Raw genomic sequence first — 16,457 nt, 5'->3', positions numbered from 1 at the left:
TTGGCTTAAATTCCTGTAATTTTAAATTACATTTACCAATTAAAGCCATAATCGCACCCCTAGCGTAACCTAATTTCAGTGAAGAGACAGCATTAGCATTAATAAAAGTCTCTTCCATACCGACAATAATAGGTTTATGAACAAAAATTACTTCTTCAATTTTGCTGACAATCATCGCTAATCTATGTTCAATTGGCTTCGTTGCAGTAGTTTTTATTACTCCACTTGCTATATATCTCATATTTAAAGATTGCACTGTGATTACAGCCCACCCTACTCTAACTAAACCAGGATCAATACCAAGTATTATCATTAGCTCTCTTGCATAACTTATCTGGTTTATAATTTAGAATTTATTTTCGTAACATTTAATTCATCGAAAAACTTAGTTTCAGCCTGCCTAGCTTTTTCTTGGTGGATATTAATGCGATTTTGCTGAGCAATTTCAAATTTTTTTAACTCTGCAAACTGTACTGATAATTCTAACTGCAACTGCGAAATTCTATAATCTAAAGAGTAAATTTGTTCAAGCAAACGTTTTCTACTGTTTTCAACATGTTTTAAATAAGTATCTAGAATAAACGCATATTCACTACCTGTATATTTATTGGCTTCTATAACAGCTTGGTTTACAAGCTCCGTTAAAGATTGATTTAAATTACTTCTCTCAGTATCTAAATCATTAATTTTACGACGCAACCCATTGAGTTTGTCCTCGTGAAGCCTAATTAACGTTTTAAAAGTTTTAATTTTTTTTGCTACCATCGATTATAAACTCTATACTGTGTCTATTAATTATCCAAGAATTCGAGAGTGTTCAATGAACTGTATCAAATCGTCATAGCACACCTAAAGCGAAGCAATCTGGTAGAGTTCTTAAAACTGGATTGCTTCGACCATAAATGACCTCGCAATGACGGAGTGCGGCGGTTTATATCGTCTCTTTTCCTTACACTTGACGTCGTATGGTTCTTTGAACAATCTTAAGAATCTAATAATCACGTATTAACTTTATACCGAACAAAATAGACTAGTATATTAACACCTACACAGAAGCGAATTTGTGAGAGAGGTCTATTCTTTAATGCCCAATATATCCCCTAACTGCCGATAACTTTCGCTCATAGCACAGATTTCATTCGGTTTTTGACTAAGAAAAGTCTCAAGCTTATTATAATAATTAATAGCTAAATCCACATCAGGATCTGTACCTTTTTTATAAGCACCCAACCTAATCATTTCGGCCATATCATGATAAATTGACAACATTCGTTTGGCAAAATTGACCTGCTTGTTTTCTAAATCTGAATTACAGTGAGGCATCGCTCTAGACACACTTTTTAACACATCTACAGCCGGAAACCTTCCTCGTTCAGCTATGCTCCTATCCATTACTATGTGACCATCAACTGTACCACGTACTGTATCACTAACCGGCTCATTCTGATCATCACCTTCAACTAGTACAGCAAATAAACCAGTGATATTTACACCATTAACCCCGGGACCCGCTCTTTCTAATAATTTAGGTAACTCACTAAATACCGATGGTGTATACCCTTTAGTGGTTGGCGGTTCTCCGATAGCTAAGCCTATTTCGCGCTGAGCCATGGCAAATCTCGTAATTGAATCAATAATACATAAAACCTCGAGGCCTTGATCACGGAAATATTCAGCAATAGCCATCGTCGTATAGGCTGCTCGTTTACGTAGTAGCGCCGACTCATCACCAGTAGCAACAACTATCACCGCCTGCTTTAATCCATCTGCCCCTAAATATTCTTCTATAAATTCCTTTACCTCTCTACTACGCTCTCCTACTAACCCAATCACCTTGACATCTGTCGCTGCATATTTTGTAAGCATCGAAATTAATACAGATTTACCAACACCGCTACCAGCAAATATTCCCATTCTTTGGCCATAACAACAACTGGCAAACGTATCTATTACTTTGACTCCAAGGTCAATTTTAGCTCCAATCCGACCACGTTTTTGTGAAGCCGGTGGCTGAGCCTTCAACTGGTAAGTTGATCCACCAACTTTTAATGGACCAAGATCATCTATAGGCTCGCCAAAAGCATTAACTATCCGCCCAAGCCATGATATATCCGGAGTTACAACGTTATCATGTCGATATACTTCAACTAAAGCACCAGGACCCATACCCTCAGTATCATTAAATGACATTAATAATACTGTATCATTATTAAAACCCACTACTTCACAAAGAATTTCTTGTGTTTTCTGAATGCCACGTATTTTACATCTTGAACCAATCGCCACGAAATCATTAATGCCATTACATTCAATCAGAATACCTTTAATCGATATAACTTTACCATAAATTTTCAATGAGTTAATATCTTCAATTTGCTGCCGTAGACACTCAAAACCAGAGATAATATCCATAATATGTCATTCCTTAAGGAGAAGATTTAATAGCGCTCTTTTACATCAAATGAGAGAAGTCTAATGTTCATTTCATAAATTTCTTTTACTAGAAGCCGGTGAAAAGAAGTTACCTTGCATGCCATCTACTTTTATATCAATCAAAAATTTAGCAATTTCACCATTTTCAACAAATTCAGCAACAGTTTTTATACCTAGCTCTTCAGAAATTCTAACTAAAGTCTCAACAAAATATTGACTATGTCGATCATTAATTACGTTACGTATATAACTACCATCAATCTTAATAATATCGATTGGCAAATTTTGGAGTTGCTTGAATGAAGTAAAGCCAGAACCAAAATCATCTAAAGCAAACCTGCAACCGAACTTATGCAATCTATCAATAAACATCTTGGTGTTTTCATAATCTTCATTTATTGATGTTTCAGTAATCTCAATAATTAATCGCGATGCTACATCACTATGTTGTCTTAATAAACCCTCTGCTATTTCAAGTAAATAACTATCTAAAATACCAATATTTGATATATTAACTGACAAACTAATCTCAGACGCATTTACCAATTCATTCACTGCCATTCTGAACACAGTTTGATCAATTATATTAATTAGTCCTTTATTTTCTGCATCTTGAATCACCCCGCCTACAGATACTAAATTATTATGATCATCAGGCATTCTAAGTAGACATTCATAGTAATGTGTATGACCAGTTTTACGATCTATTATTGGTTGATATGCAAAGACCACCGTATTATTCTCCAGAGCCTTCCTTAGCTTATTTAGCCTCTTATTAGAGGTTCTAATAATTTCTAAATTATGTAATCGGCTGTTATAAGATTTATAATAACAACCACGATCCTTATCATGAGCCAATAATCCGGCCAAAAGAGCATATATCTCATCAGCATTATTACTAGCCCCAGGAAAATCAATGCTAGCAATTTTACAATTCATATAAGCGAATGCAATCTGTTCATTGGTATATAACTGTGATACTGTGTAAGCTTTATAGACAAATTTCTTGATTAACTCATGATCAACGTTAGGTAAGATCACTAACACCTTATTATATTCAATTTTACTATAAGCTGGTGTTGTCATCTCGTGACAAACTTGCCTTATAATTTTGTTAAGATCATCCATTATATGCCTAGCGGTAGCAAATCCACTAATAGCTTGTAACTCATCATAATTAATCAATTTAATTAATACACAATAACCAGATTGCATATCATTAATTTGTATTTGGATATCTTCTGTTGACTCTATGTTTAACATAAATTTTTAAATATACCTCTTCACAGCTAGATACGAAGTCTATACAATACCCATCAAAACAATAGACCTACTATAAAAGATGTTTTTAAAAGTTTGTAGGAAAACTAATGGTAAGCATCCGCAACATATTCTTAATATACACGAAGACATGCAAACTTTAAAGTTTGACACACCAAATTTTGTAAGTATCGCAGGTATATCTGTATTTGTTGATACATTATATAGTATACTAGCAAAAATCTAATAGTAAGTAATCAAATATGCAACGCAGCGAACGGATAAAGCAAAAATTAGCTGCGCTAAAACCTCATTATCTCGAAATTATTGATCAAACATCTTTACATGTTGGACATGCCGAACATGCTGACGGCTCTGCTGAAACTCATTTTTCCATCAAAATATCAGCTGATATACTTAAAGAAAAAACCCGCTTAGAACAACACAGCATCATTAATAAGTTATTAGATGATGAGTTTAGTAACGGACTACACGCATTATCAATCAAAATTTGCACTTAAATTCTTAGATAGACTTTCAAGGCAGGCTTTTAGCAAAAAAGCTGTAACTATGAATATATCTCGTCACTGTTGTTGATTATAGCTAGATAATTTGCTATAAACGAGTACTTAAATAATATTAAGCGGTCGTGGCGGAATGGTAGACGCGCAGCATTGAGGGTGCTGTTCTGACTCAGAGTGGAAGTTCAAATCTTCTCGACCGCACCAAGTATTTAAAATAAATATATATTTTACTTATTAAGTGAGAATGTTCACTGAACTGCGTCAAGTTAAGGAAAAAGATGCCATACAAACAGTTTGCTTGGCACCTCAACGCTGTCTGAGCTGAGGCGAAAGCCGAAAAGTACAATTCAGTAAAACAGTGACTATAACCCGGATTGCCACGACTACTATCGTGGTCTCGCAATGACCAATGACGGTTTGTATTGTCTCTTTTTCCTTGACTTAACGCATAGATTTTTGCGAACACTCTCTATTAATCACATTTTAATTGAAAACTTATCTTCTTACGCACTATACGTCGCTCAGTTAAATATGATACGTTAATGGCAGAGCGAGGCTGGTGATTTACTTATGCAAAATGCCTAGCGTCAAAAATATGTATGCACCAGAAAAAATATCGACTGATAATTATGAAGCATTCATCGAAACTTTCGAGCATATTATTCATTTAATTAATCACAACAGGTTAGAGCAAGCAACAGCTATTTTAACTACATTGCATTACTCAGAGCTTGCAGATTTTTTAGATAATGCTAATGATAAACTCCATAAAAGAATCTTACCGCTTTTAAGTGACAATATCAAACCAGAAACCATGCTATGGCTTAGTGATAGTGCAAAACATTCGGTAATCGAGGTACTGGGCATTGAAAAATCTTGTGCTCTACTTGATCAATTAGCGATAGAAGATGCTATTGAAGTTATAGAAACTATCGATGATCAAGTCAAACAACTAATTGTCGCTAATTTCAATAATGACAAACAACAACAAATTATCGAAGGATTTACTTATCCAGAAAATACTGTAGGTAGGATTGTAGAAAGAAATTTCATTTCTTTTCAAGAATATTGGACAGTTGGCCAGGCAATTGATTTTATTCGTCAAACTCATCCACAACGTGATTTTCACGCAGCAATCGTAGTAGACAACCGTTATCGTCCTGTAGGCAATATTTTACTTAGCACCTTGCTTAAATATTATAGGCGCACCATGATTAGAGAAATTATGAATAGTGAATTCAAAGTGGCCAACACTTTGACGCCACTTACTGACATTGCTTTTATATTTAAGAAGTATGCTCTAACTATTGTACCAGTGGTAAGTAAGAGCGGTAAATTAATCGGCAGCGTATCTGTAAATAACATGATTTATATTGTTGACCAACAAACAGAAAAAGAAATTATGCAACTTGGTGGGATTCATACTAGAGACACCTTTCTTACTATCTTTCACACAGCTCGGCACCGCTTTCCCTGGTTGTTCATCAATTTAATCACTGCTTTTATTACATCCATGATTATTGGACAATTTAGCGCTACCTTAAAGCAATTAATTACTCTTGCAGTAATTATGCCGATAGTGGCCTCCATGGGAGGAAACGCTGGCACTCAAGCCATGACCGTCACCGTCCGTGCCTTAGCTAACAAAGATATCAATCATACCAATATAATCAAAGTGATTTTAAAAGAAACTATGGTATGTGGATTGAATGGATTTCTTTTTGCATGTATCAGCGCCAGCGCCAGTTTAGCAATCTTTACAGATTTATATCTTAGCATCATTTTTGGTAGTGCTATATTCATCAATTTTATTATTGCTGGATTATTTGGCGCAATGATCCCAATTACCTTAGAAAAACTCGACATTGATCCCGCTACAGCCTCTGGCGTATTTCTGACAACTATTACCGATGCATCAGGATTCTTTACCTTCTTAACACTGGCTTATATCTTACTTGCGTAAATTACGCAAAAGATTCAGAAACTTTAAAAATTATTAATAATAATGTTATAATTATATTGCATAAAGTTTATATTTATTATATATTAATATAAAATAAATATAAGGTTAAATTATTATGAGTAAATCCAACACAAGCAACAATAAGTATAATGAGTATCTAGAATTTATAAATCTTCAACTAAGTTTAGGCAATTATGCACAAGCAATTGATTACTATGAGGAGTTAGCTCAGCTAATGCCAGTGTCTACTAGTAAAGATAGCATGCTTCATTTTAATATGGCTAATGCTTATGAAGCTATAAAACAATATGATAAGGCACAAGAATGTTATCTCAAAGTAATTACACTTAATACACATCTCGAACTTTCTGCTAAATCCTGTCTTTATGCCATAAATATTTGCAAATTTTCTGAGCAATATGAAAAGATCAATGAGTATCGTGATTCCATGCTTGCACTTGTACCTGAAATTGACCTTTCTCATTTTAAAGAAGATGATAATTATCTTACAAATTTGCTATATAGCCAAGGTGAGGAACTCTTTAACTCTGGTAATTTCGACAAAGCACTTAAGTTCTATCAAGCTATAGATAACGTCTATCCTAATTACCAACGAACATTTCAATATCAATTTGTTTCTTTTAATATTGCATGCACTTACTCAGAGTTAGAGCAATATTCAAATGCACTAGAATATTATAATAAGGCGTGTACACAAATAAAGAGTAAGCATATAATAACAAAGCTAGATAAAGAGAAATATGCTGATATTTGTTACCATGTAGCTCTGACTTATATTAATTTGCAAGATTACGAAACAGCAGAGAAGTATTTTAAGATTGTAACTGAGTATGATCCTAGTCATGCCGGTGCTAATTTAAGCTATGCTGAGCTCCTTATGCATTTGGGTGATTATCAATCAGCACTTGGTTTCCTATACAAAGCACGTGAGTTAGATTATGACAATCATTCTATTCATACTAATATCATTCAAAATTATTGTAAGTTACACAAAATTGACAAAGTACTTGAATGTTTAGCGGACACGATAGCAATACTTACTACTGGTATGAAGAATTATGGTCATTATAGCGATCAGCATGATGGTACGTATCAAAAACTAATATCTGATATTAGGCAACAAAGCAAGCTCCCACCAAATGATCTACAATTGCAATGTAATATGTTAGTAAAAATAAATGAGTGTTTCGATGTACTACGGCATAATTTAGGATTTAACTATCCCGGAATTATCGAATCTCAAACTGAGATTATTAACCTACTATTTAACAGTGCTCAAGAACTCTTTAATGCCAACGATTTTGCTGAAGCACTTAAACATTTTCAAATTATAGAAGAGTTTAACACCGACTATCAACGATCACCTGAGTATCAGCCTATTTCTTTTTGTATGGCATATACTTTGCAACAATTAGAGCAATATTCAGAAGCAATAGGATATTATAATAAGGCACTTGTAGATAATCAGAATATAAAAACAATGTTAGATGCTAAAAAATATGTTGATACTTGCTACAATCTAGCTCTAGCTCATAGTGGTTTACAGGATTATAGTCAAGCGATTGAGTATTTTCAGACTGCAATTCAGTATGATCAAACTAATGTTAGTGCTTATAAAAATTGTGGCTACGCTCTCTGTTTGTCAGGCCAGTATAAAAAAGCAGCGCTATTTTTTGAACAAGCAATAAAATTAGCGCCTGACAATATTGAACTTTACTTTGATAAAGCCGTAGCACTTGTTAAATCAGGTGGATCAGAAGACATAGCACTAGCTACTGCATGCTACCAGCAAGTACTAACATTACTACCTGATGATGCTTATGAAGCCCATGAGGCTCAAGGCAACATATTACATCTTAGAATTGCACAGCTTGAGCAACAACAAAGCGAAGCCCAACAAAATTTACAACTAAAGCATGATCTATTAGCACAAAAGGTTGAGTATTTAAATAAAATACTTGCACTTAAAGCCGATGACCTAGAAATCATGCGCATAAGAGATAATGATCTATTAGAGATAGTACAAATAGAGCAAATGATTGTTCAATACAATGCTGATACTGATATGGCCGTAATTGGAGAAGCTAACCAATATTAATCATCATGACTATAAAACTTGCGATTCTCATATATAGCGTCGCTCGGTTGAATTATGATACGTTAATTTTTTGCTTCGGCTAATGTTGCGCAGTGATTAACCACAGTTGCCAATTAAAATATTTTATTAAACACTACAGGGATCGGTTCCATTCCAGCCGTCATTGCGAGATCACGTTAGTGATCTCGGCAATCCAGTTAAATATGTTTTCATTTTTCTGGATTGCTTCGACTTCGTCGCAAAGCTCCCTCACAATGACGTAAAAACAGGAGTTTTTAGCAGTTTTAATTGGCAACTGCCGTTAAATAGATACATTTCTATACTACATAATGGCTTACTAACGCCAGTTTAGGAATAGTGGAGCATTAGGAGATAAAACCCCTCTTTGGAAAGATGTTATCGTCGCATATGATTTATCAAAAGAGCACATCCAGGAACAGAATTATAAAACGGAACTAGCACTTAGAAAATTGAAACGATCTATGTGAATCTCACCCATTATTTCTATGTTAACCTTTTTGTCTTGTACTAAGTACTAGACCTCTTCGGAAACTTTACTAACGTTATTTTATTCTCTCACAACTATTTATTCGGTACTTTAAAAACACAGTATTTCCTGATCAATCCTGGCAAAAAGTGGCATGGGGCGTATTGCTTATTTCGCAACACCAAATCTCAAAATAATTAACAATCTTATTGCATTTTATTAACAATCTGTTAATATTAATTATTAATTGTTAATTATTAAGAGTTACTTATGAAAACTATCAGGACTTACGCAAATCGCACGACAGGGCTCTTTAATTCCTGGATTAAATAGTTCCTTAATAACCCGCTCTTTAGCTGATATACGGTGCTAGAAGCAGCATTTGCAGCTTTTTTCAAACAATTCCAGACCATGATAGCGCAAGCTATATGATTTCTCTGTATTCTTCCTATTCTACATTGGCACTTTTCAATACCGGTGACTTGCTTGACTTCACGATGAAATTCCTCAATCTTCCACCTGAAGCCATACTCTTGTTGTACAGCATCAAGCGAATTTTGAGCCATGTCGTTTGTGACGACATAGTCAGTTCTGTTGGTAGAAACAGTTACTCTGAATAATTTCACTTTATGATCTTTAGGAAATTTATGAATCTTGATAATCTTACCGTTGCTAATATCATCAGTACTCCAATCCAAAGAATCAACTCTACAGTAAGCCTTATTACCGTTGCTATCGTCTACTAAACGATTACTTTTGATAGGACAATAGTAATATTTACCGATAGTTTCTATTTGAAGTAGAATCGAGGTTGTCGCATACCAACTATCCATAAGTACTGTGTTAAATGCAACCTTTTTGCTATAATGAGCATTACGCAGCATTTCTTTAACGTGATCTATTTTAGTTAAACCGTCTTTATCGGGATTGAATATCCTATAATCTATTATCCAAAACTTATTCTCTTCAGGATTAACATAAACACAGGTCACAATACCTATGCCTTTTATTACTTCCTTGGCATTGCCGCTATATTGATACCTGACTTCATCTATATTATTCGAGTAACTTTTATCTAATACGCTATCGTCAAATAGCAACTTGCCGTTAGCGCTGAAGATAATCTCTTCTTTACCGTGTTCCCATATTAATCTTGGTGATAATTTAGCATTCGCTAGATATCTTCTGACCCTGTCGTCGCTTAAACCTTCTACATGATCAGCAAAATTTGTAATAGTATAATTTGTCTGGCTCGATAATAAATACTGACAATAATCTATTCTTGTAGTCATCTTATACTCACAATCTAAATTACATTATACTCCCATAATATCTCGATTCTTATCTAATTTCATTAGTCTTGCGGAAGTCCTGACTATATTACAGACATATTATGATCAGTCCAATCCTACTAATTTAAGGTTAGGCAAACTCAGCAAGGAAGGAGTAATACCGATTGCAATAATTAACACGGTGTATTTATCCAGTCTCTATACATAATTGATTTTACTAAATCTACATTCTGAGCAAGTTGATTCCAAGCGTAACAAGCCATAGTGACAATATCTTCATATGCACCGTAACATTGGTTAGACAAGAAATGATTTTTGATCCACTCCCAAACTTGTTTCATTGCATTAAGTTCTGGTGCATAAGGCGGAAGCGGTATCAAAGTGATATTGCTTGGAACAGTTAGTTTTTTGGCTGTGTGCCAACCTGCATTATCCATTAGTAAAGCTATATGTCGGTTGCTTTGAGTAGTGAGAGAAAGGTCTTCTAAGAATTTATTCATTGCCCGTGTGTTGGCATATGGTAAAATTAATGCAAAAGATTCTCCCGTATCATGGCAAGCAGCTCCGTAAATGTATGTTGAAATGAATTGCTGTTGCCGAACTTTACGGGGTCTAGTGCCGCGTTTAGCCCATATACGAGTTAAGCTACCTTGTTGCCCAACTCGAGTTTCATCCTGAGACCATATATCAACGTTACATCTATCGATATTTTTTGGTAATAATTCTGTTAACATGTCTGGGAAGTTTTTTTATATGTATTTTGAGTCTCTTGATTTGACTTTGGATGCATTGAACGAGAAGTAATCCAGCTAAAACCAAGGCGATGCATAGTATTGTAGACTGTTTTTAAAGCGCATTTAGCGCCATATTCCTCAAGCAACATGTTATGTAGCTCCTTTGCGGTTATATACCCGCCAGTTTCACTTTCACTGAGCATATTGATTTTATCAAAAAGAGCAGATTCTTGTAGAGTGTTAATCTTCCTAGGAGCGCCGCTTCTTTGTGATTCAAATAAACCTTCAAAACCATGATTTCTAAATCTTCTGAGCCATGATTGCACGGTTTTCCAGTGCAACTTCACTATTGCAGATATGGCTTTAAAAGATTTGCCTAATTGAAGGTGATACATCGCCAATAAACGTATGCGATTCCGACCATGCGGCTCATGTTTCATCATTTTTATAAAATCATGATCATGAAAACCTAGCGGCAATATTAACTTAGCTATTTGAGTACCTTTTATCCGTTAAAAATCCATTTTAGGCCACCGCGTTAATTATTGCAATTGGTATAAAGGTTTTAGCAAAAGAGCTTAAGATCGACACGACCATCACTTCTGTTAATTTAGCAGCGAACTTCATCGGTGATGAAGGAGCAATAGCCTTAGCAGAAGCGCTTAAGATCAACCAGACTATTACTTCTATTAATTTAGGACGGAACGCCATCAGTGATGAAGGAGCAATAGCCTTAGCAGAAGCACTTAAGATCAACAAGACCATTACTTCTGTTAATTTAGAATACAACATGCACATCGGTGATAAAGGAGCAAAGGCTTTGCTAGAAGTCGTTATGATTAACCCTAATATTACTATGAAAATAGAAGCTCAAGACCAAAAGGTGTGTGGGGATAATACAGAATCATGGCAAACAATAATTGATTTTTTTACTGAAATTAACAAATGCAATACTGAGGTTAATCAACAAGTGTTGGATAAATTTTTACTTGATTTAGCAAGAGATGGTGCGTCCTGTGACTTAATCCAATTTCTACTTAATAACACTAATAAGAAATATCCATTTTCAATAAATGCTACGGACAAAGAAGGTCATAGTTTGGCAAGTTTTTTCAGCCATGAACCAGAAATGCAGAAGTGGTTATTTAAAAATGGTTATATTCCGCGTGGCAATGAACTATTAAAAGGTGATTTAAATATTGATTTAAATGTTATTATTAATGATGCTCAGTCCGTTCATAATAGTGAAGTAGTACGAGCTACAAATTTTTATACTAAGCTACTGCTTCAACAATTTAGCGACTTGCAAAATTGGGATATCGAAGCGTCAGATGTTATGGGTAAAATAGCACAATTAAGCCTTTTGATTAACAAGAATAAAATTCTACCTTTTACCATGCTTAATTTATCATTACAGCAAAAGGAAGATATTTTTAAAAAAATAAACCTAGAGCTGAAAGATGAGTGTTTCAAGAATCCAGAGCTAGCTATTGACACTATATGTGACAAAGCTCGTGAAGCGCTAATGAATATATATATATAATGGGATAATGATAAAGTGGGCTATTCTGGTGAGTATGCAAATTATCAATATTATTATGATGAGGATAAAAATATATCATTACCTCAAGCTATTGGTGCAGTTTGGTCATTTATTAAAAAATCAGTACCAACGCAGCAGGAATTACAAGAATTATGCGTTTCTGGCTTACATAAGTATTTTACGATAACTACCGACGTACATTCACGAACAACAGCCATAAACGCTATACGCAAAGTATTAAAATTGACTGATATTATTGCTATAGAAAAATTTAAGACAGCTGCTGACTATCATCAATTATTAAATGATAATAAGGTATCAAAAGCACTTATTGCTCAGTTATTTAAGAACGTATTTAATTTTGATATAGGACAAGTACTAGAAATAAATAAACTTACTGATCTTACTACGCAATTATTTGTAGCAGCAACCAATTATAGAGATAATAATACAGCGTGTAAGATGGGTACTTTTACTCAAATTATTCATACTTTGCCACTGATTGATAAAAATTTTATAGATGAGCTTGCAAAATTTGAGGGTGGAATAAAGCATATAATTACCAGGATTAATATTGAACAATATACTGCAGACATTTCTGATCAACTAATAAAAATATGCGAACAAAAGCAACTAACAGAAGAGCTTCTGCAATTTGTATCATGTTATATGGATGAAGACTTTAGTAAAACCACATATATACAACAAAAAGTATTTGCTGAAATAAACACGTTATTTAAGACATGTATCAGCAAATATTTACCTGGATATGGTAGCAGAAATCCTTCTGGAGAAGAATACAAAATTATGCTTGATGTGTTACGTCAAACAAAAACTATAAAGAAATTTGCCACTGAGTGTAAATCCGACGAATTAAATGAGGAAGAACAGCAGCTTTACAACAAGGCTCTGCTTGAACAACAGAAAAGAGCTCAAAAATTCAAAGAGCAACAAGAAAAACAAAAGCCTATTCAGGATTTACCGGATGAGCTTATAAATGATCTATTAGATTCAGTGATAAAAGAGTGGATAGGTTTCGGGAAAACTATTATTGAACTTCCATACGAGCTTCCATACGAGCTAAACCTTGATGTAGAAGAGATAGAAATGATCGGTAATGGAAGTTGTTTACATGAGATTATGGTGGACTGAAAAATTTAGGTAGTTTTGTTTCTCGATAAGTGTTTGATAGAACTGCTAAAATTGGCATGAGTAACAAAAACAAACACAAGTGATTTATCAATAGTTGAGGCTATTACAACAGGATTACAGGGTAAATTGTTTGGTGATAAAGGCATATATCCAAGAATTCATGGGATAAGCTTTATGCTAGAAATTTAAGATTATTTACCGGTATTCGTAAGGATATGAAGAATCATCTACTTGAGTTGGATGATAAAATTATGTTACGTAAACGATCACTAATTGAATCAGTGTTTAATATATTAAAGCACAATATGATATCTAGAGCATACCAGGCATAGATCGCCTGTTAATTTCTTGGTACATATTCTAGATGATTATAAAACTTGCGATTCCCACGTATAGCAAAGCCATGTTAATTTTTTTGCTTCGGCTGATGCTGCGCAGTAATTACTTTGTTTTGCACAGCCGAATCCTAAAAAATTCGCTGCCAGTACATTTACAAAGCAATCCAGTTTTAAATTTATATAGATGTGGTGAGCCCGCCGGGACTTGAACCCGGGACCACATGATTAAAAGTCAAGTGCTCTACCAACTGAGCTACGGGCTCATTATTCATTAATTATGGTGGTTGATATTAAATTTATAAATATTAAATTTAGGTCTAAAAACACCATAATTTGGTTTTACTTTATCGGACAAAAAAGCTACCATGTCAATTATTATTTTAGATTAAAGGTAAAATGTATACTCACTCCGCTCACTCCGACGTTGCTGTTATTATTCCATCAAGACTAGGATCGGAGCGGCTGAAACAAAAACCACTACAGCTTATAGGTAATAAAAGCATGATTGCACATGTAGTAAATCAGGTGCAAGCTACTGGCCTAAAAAACATTTACGTTGCTACCGATTCCGAACTCGTTGCCAATGAGGTAATTGCAGCTGGCGGGAAATATATTATGACTAATATTGATTGCTCATCAGGAACAGATCGAGTTTATGAAGCTTTACAAAATCTTGACCACCGCCAGCAGCTAAAATATGTGATAAATGTACAAGGCGACATGCCTTTTATCAAAGCCTCCGTAATCTTAAATGTAATAGCATGCTTAAAAAAATCACAATATGGTATCGTAACCCCGGTAGCTAAGGTGGGTATTGATATTGCCAGCAGTAGCAGTAATGTTAAGGCAGTGGTAGATAACAACGACAAAGCCTTATATTTTTCTCGTAGTATGATTCCCTACGGAGCCACAGAATTCCTATATCATATTGGTATCTATGGTTTCCATAAAGATACTCTCAAAAAATTTGTAAAATTGCCGCAATCAGCATTGGAAATACAAGAAAAATTAGAACAGTTAAGAGCTTTACAATATGACATAGATATAGGTATATGTTATGTTGATGATATACCTATTTCAGTAGATACAATAGATGATTTAAATAAAGCAATTGAATATTATAATTTGCTAAAATTATCGACCTGAAATACACTCCAAGTGGAAATAATTTGAACTAACAAATAATAAAAACATTATGTGGCAAATACTTAGACCTCTCTCGAAAACACTATCAAGTGTTGCTATGATATTAATGAGTTTTACTACTTACAGTGAAACAAGAATTAAAGATATAGCTGCCATTGAAGGTGTGCGTGAAAACTTGCTAGTAGGTTACGGATTAGTTGCCGGACTAAATGGTAGTGGTGATAATCTAAATAACGCCATATTTACCAAGCAAGGTTTAACAGATTTTTTAGAGCGTTTAGGAATTAATACCCAAGGCGATACTAATATCAAAACTAAAAATATTGCTGCGGTAACTGTTACAGCAAATTTACCGCCCTTTTCCAGACAAGGATCAAGAATTGATATAAAAGTTAGTGCGTTAGGAGATGCAAAAAGTCTAAAAGGTGGAACTTTGTTGGCTACGCCATTGCTTGGTGCTGATGGCAATGTTTATGCTGTTGCCCAAGGTTCAGTTACAATCTCTGAATTTACTCCAGCTGCAGCAGAAGTAAAAACTAAAAATATGTCTGTAGAAACTACTGGGTATATCCAAAGCGGAGCAATAGTAGAAAATGAAATTGATTTTCAATTTTCCTCTTTAACTCATATTAAATTTTCATTATATTCGCCAGATTTTAGCACAGCAATTTCTGTTGCTGAAGCAATTAATAATTATATACCTGGTAATACCGCAGTAGCACTGGATGCAGCAACAATACAAGTAACCGTACCTAGTTACCGTAAGGATGATATGATTGAATTTATTGCAGAAGTTGAAAAATTAAAAGTTAAACCTGATTATAAAGCTAAAATTGTGATTAATGAAGCTACAGGCACTGTGGTTATTGGAGATAAGGTTCACATAAGATCAGTAGCAATCGCACAAGGGAATTTAGTAGTAAATGTAGGACAATTGGATTACGATAAATTGAGCCCAACGATGCCTGAAGCTAAACAGGATCTGGTCAACAAATTTGTAAATGACAAACGTGGTAGAGCTGTTCACGAGTTAAACGAAGGAGCAACACTAAGTGAATTAGTATCTGGTCTTAACAAGCTTGGAGTTTGGCCACGTGACATTATTAGTATCCTACATAATATGAAATCTGTGGGTGCTTTAGATGCTGTCATCGAAATAAGATAATTATACTCGGTGAAAATTGAGAATTGCGTTGTCGTCGTCAGAGCTCTCCAGTGCTCGCGTACCATATGTACGCTCCGCGCTTCGACTCTACGACTCCTAGCACTTCTTCAATTTTGACCTTCGTATACCGCATTTTACAAAAGTGTTCGCAAAAGCCTGTGAGTCAAGTTAGAGCAAAAGAGTCGATTTGAATCGTCATTGCGAGCTGATTATCCTCACGAATTTGAAGTGGCTAAAAAACACTCCAAAAGCCCGTCATTGCGAGGAGCCGCTAGGTGACGAAGCAATCCAGTCTCCAATT

At 34.6% G+C, this 16,457-nt stretch carries 14 protein-coding genes, 2 tRNA genes and 2 pseudogenes (1 of these 18 cut by a window edge); 10 read left to right on the top strand and 8 right to left on the bottom strand.

What is annotated here, in order from left to right; genetic code table 11:
• The 4 genes from ruvC to R2I74_RS05470 all read right to left on the bottom strand — a co-directional run.
• A protein-coding gene (gene ruvC / locus R2I74_RS05485; protein WP_316354396.1) for a crossover junction endodeoxyribonuclease RuvC crosses the window boundary here: on the bottom strand, nt 1–313 show its 5' portion. Its footprint begins 164 nt before the window's first position; 313 of the gene's 477 nt are visible here — the first part of the coding sequence; the start codon lies at nt 311–313; its stop codon lies off the left edge, out of view.
• Between the two features lie 26 nt (nt 314–339).
• Entirely contained in the window at nt 340–765 is a 426-nt protein-coding gene (locus R2I74_RS05480) for a hypothetical protein (protein ID WP_316354394.1), read from the bottom strand.
• A gap of 309 nt (nt 766–1,074) precedes the next feature.
• Nucleotides 1,075–2,412: a flagellar protein export ATPase FliI gene (gene fliI / locus R2I74_RS05475; protein WP_316354392.1), complete on the bottom strand. Its 1,338-nt coding sequence runs from the start codon at nt 2,410–2,412 to the stop codon at nt 1,075–1,077.
• A 72-nt stretch (nt 2,413–2,484) separates the two neighbouring features.
• Nucleotides 2,485–3,696, bottom strand: coding sequence for an EAL domain-containing protein (locus R2I74_RS05470; protein ID WP_316354390.1), 1,212 nt, complete (start codon nt 3,694–3,696; stop codon nt 2,485–2,487).
• A 260-nt stretch (nt 3,697–3,956) separates the two neighbouring features.
• Here R2I74_RS05470 and R2I74_RS05465 point away from each other — a divergent pair, with 260 nt between their 5' ends.
• From R2I74_RS05465 to R2I74_RS05450, 4 genes are all read left to right on the top strand, one after another.
• The gene (locus R2I74_RS05465; RefSeq protein ID WP_316354387.1) at nt 3,957–4,214 is read left to right on the top strand and encodes a BolA family protein; all 258 of its coding nucleotides are present in this window, start codon (nt 3,957–3,959) and stop codon (nt 4,212–4,214) included.
• Between the two features lie 122 nt (nt 4,215–4,336).
• Nucleotides 4,337–4,421 (top strand) — tRNA-Leu (locus R2I74_RS05460).
• Nucleotides 4,422–4,812: 391 nt separating this feature from the next.
• On the top strand, nt 4,813–6,180 hold the full coding sequence (gene mgtE / locus R2I74_RS05455; RefSeq protein ID WP_316354384.1) for a magnesium transporter: 1,368 nt from the start codon (nt 4,813–4,815) through the stop codon (nt 6,178–6,180).
• Between the two features lie 115 nt (nt 6,181–6,295).
• The gene (locus R2I74_RS05450) at nt 6,296–8,299 is read left to right on the top strand and encodes a tetratricopeptide repeat protein (protein WP_316354383.1); all 2,004 of its coding nucleotides are present in this window, start codon (nt 6,296–6,298) and stop codon (nt 8,297–8,299) included.
• A 774-nt stretch (nt 8,300–9,073) separates the two neighbouring features.
• On the opposite strand, the gene R2I74_RS05445 is transcribed toward R2I74_RS05450, so the two are convergent.
• From R2I74_RS05445 to R2I74_RS05435, 3 genes are all read right to left on the bottom strand, one after another.
• Complete coding sequence (locus tag R2I74_RS05445) at nt 9,074–10,078, bottom strand: IS701 family transposase (RefSeq protein ID WP_316353273.1); 1,005 nt, start codon at nt 10,076–10,078, stop codon at nt 9,074–9,076.
• Nucleotides 10,079–10,251: 173 nt separating this feature from the next.
• Nucleotides 10,252–10,812, bottom strand: coding sequence for an IS630 family transposase (locus R2I74_RS05440; RefSeq protein ID WP_316354382.1), 561 nt, complete (start codon nt 10,810–10,812; stop codon nt 10,252–10,254).
• Nucleotides 10,806–11,291: a helix-turn-helix domain-containing protein gene (locus R2I74_RS05435; RefSeq protein ID WP_316353080.1), complete on the bottom strand. Its 486-nt coding sequence runs from the start codon at nt 11,289–11,291 to the stop codon at nt 10,806–10,808. Before R2I74_RS05435 ends, R2I74_RS05440 begins: the two co-directional genes overlap by 7 nt.
• 62 nt (nt 11,292–11,353) lie before the next feature.
• Between R2I74_RS05435 and R2I74_RS08220 the strand changes: the two are divergent.
• The 4 genes and pseudogenes from R2I74_RS08220 to R2I74_RS08290 form a co-directional block, all read left to right on the top strand.
• Nucleotides 11,354–11,605: pseudogene (locus R2I74_RS08220) on the top strand (hypothetical protein); the annotation flags it as partial.
• Between the two features lie 42 nt (nt 11,606–11,647).
• Nucleotides 11,648–12,355 (top strand): hypothetical protein, encoded by a 708-nt coding sequence (locus R2I74_RS05425; protein ID WP_316354378.1) that lies wholly within the window; start codon nt 11,648–11,650, stop codon nt 12,353–12,355.
• Between the two features lie 15 nt (nt 12,356–12,370).
• Complete coding sequence (locus R2I74_RS05420; RefSeq protein WP_316354376.1) at nt 12,371–13,507, top strand: hypothetical protein; 1,137 nt, start codon at nt 12,371–12,373, stop codon at nt 13,505–13,507.
• A 60-nt stretch (nt 13,508–13,567) separates the two neighbouring features.
• A pseudogene (locus tag R2I74_RS08290) lies at nt 13,568–13,870 on the top strand (transposase); the annotation flags it as partial.
• Nucleotides 13,871–14,032: 162 nt separating this feature from the next.
• On the opposite strand, the gene R2I74_RS05410 reads toward R2I74_RS08290, so the two are convergent.
• A tRNA-Lys gene (locus R2I74_RS05410) sits at nt 14,033–14,108 on the bottom strand.
• Between the two features lie 133 nt (nt 14,109–14,241).
• Here R2I74_RS05410 and R2I74_RS05405 point away from each other — a divergent pair.
• Both R2I74_RS05405 and R2I74_RS05400 read left to right on the top strand, forming a co-directional pair.
• Complete coding sequence (locus tag R2I74_RS05405; protein ID WP_316354374.1) at nt 14,242–14,991, top strand: 3-deoxy-manno-octulosonate cytidylyltransferase; 750 nt, start codon at nt 14,242–14,244, stop codon at nt 14,989–14,991.
• 106 nt (nt 14,992–15,097) lie between these two features.
• Nucleotides 15,098–16,156, top strand: coding sequence for a flagellar basal body P-ring protein FlgI (locus R2I74_RS05400; protein ID WP_316354371.1), 1,059 nt, complete (start codon nt 15,098–15,100; stop codon nt 16,154–16,156).
• The last annotated feature ends 301 nt before the right edge of the window (nt 16,157–16,457 follow it).

The sequence above is a fragment of the Candidatus Trichorickettsia mobilis genome, assembly GCF_963422225.1.
GTDB lineage: Bacteria > Pseudomonadota > Alphaproteobacteria > Rickettsiales > Rickettsiaceae > Trichorickettsia > Trichorickettsia mobilis_B.
The sequence above is the reverse complement of the archived record's forward strand: the minus strand, read 5'-3'. Positions and strand labels throughout refer to the sequence as shown.

Bases quoted from the DNA above. Each gene is read 5' to 3' on its own strand.
- R2I74_RS05400 (WP_316354371.1), top strand. From the start codon at position 15,098: ATGAGTTTTACTACTTACAGTGAAACAAGAATTAAAGATATAGCTGCC.
- R2I74_RS05425 (WP_316354378.1), top strand. From the start codon at position 11,648: ATGATTAACCCTAATATTACTATGAAAATAGAAGCTCAAGACCAAAAG.
- mgtE (WP_316354384.1), top strand. From the start codon at position 4,813: ATGTATGCACCAGAAAAAATATCGACTGATAATTATGAAGCATTCATC.
- R2I74_RS05480 (WP_316354394.1), bottom strand. From the start codon at position 765: ATGGTAGCAAAAAAAATTAAAACTTTTAAAACGTTAATTAGGCTTCAC.
- fliI (WP_316354392.1), bottom strand. From the start codon at position 2,412: ATGGATATTATCTCTGGTTTTGAGTGTCTACGGCAGCAAATTGAAGAT.
- R2I74_RS05405 (WP_316354374.1), top strand. From the start codon at position 14,242: ATGTATACTCACTCCGCTCACTCCGACGTTGCTGTTATTATTCCATCA.
- R2I74_RS05450 (WP_316354383.1), top strand. From the start codon at position 6,296: ATGAGTAAATCCAACACAAGCAACAATAAGTATAATGAGTATCTAGAA.
- R2I74_RS05465 (WP_316354387.1), top strand. From the start codon at position 3,957: ATGCAACGCAGCGAACGGATAAAGCAAAAATTAGCTGCGCTAAAACCT.
- R2I74_RS05445 (WP_316353273.1), bottom strand. From the start codon at position 10,078: ATGACTACAAGAATAGATTATTGTCAGTATTTATTATCGAGCCAGACA.
- R2I74_RS05440 (WP_316354382.1), bottom strand. From the start codon at position 10,812: ATGTTAACAGAATTATTACCAAAAAATATCGATAGATGTAACGTTGAT.
- R2I74_RS05470 (WP_316354390.1), bottom strand. From the start codon at position 3,696: ATGTTAAACATAGAGTCAACAGAAGATATCCAAATACAAATTAATGAT.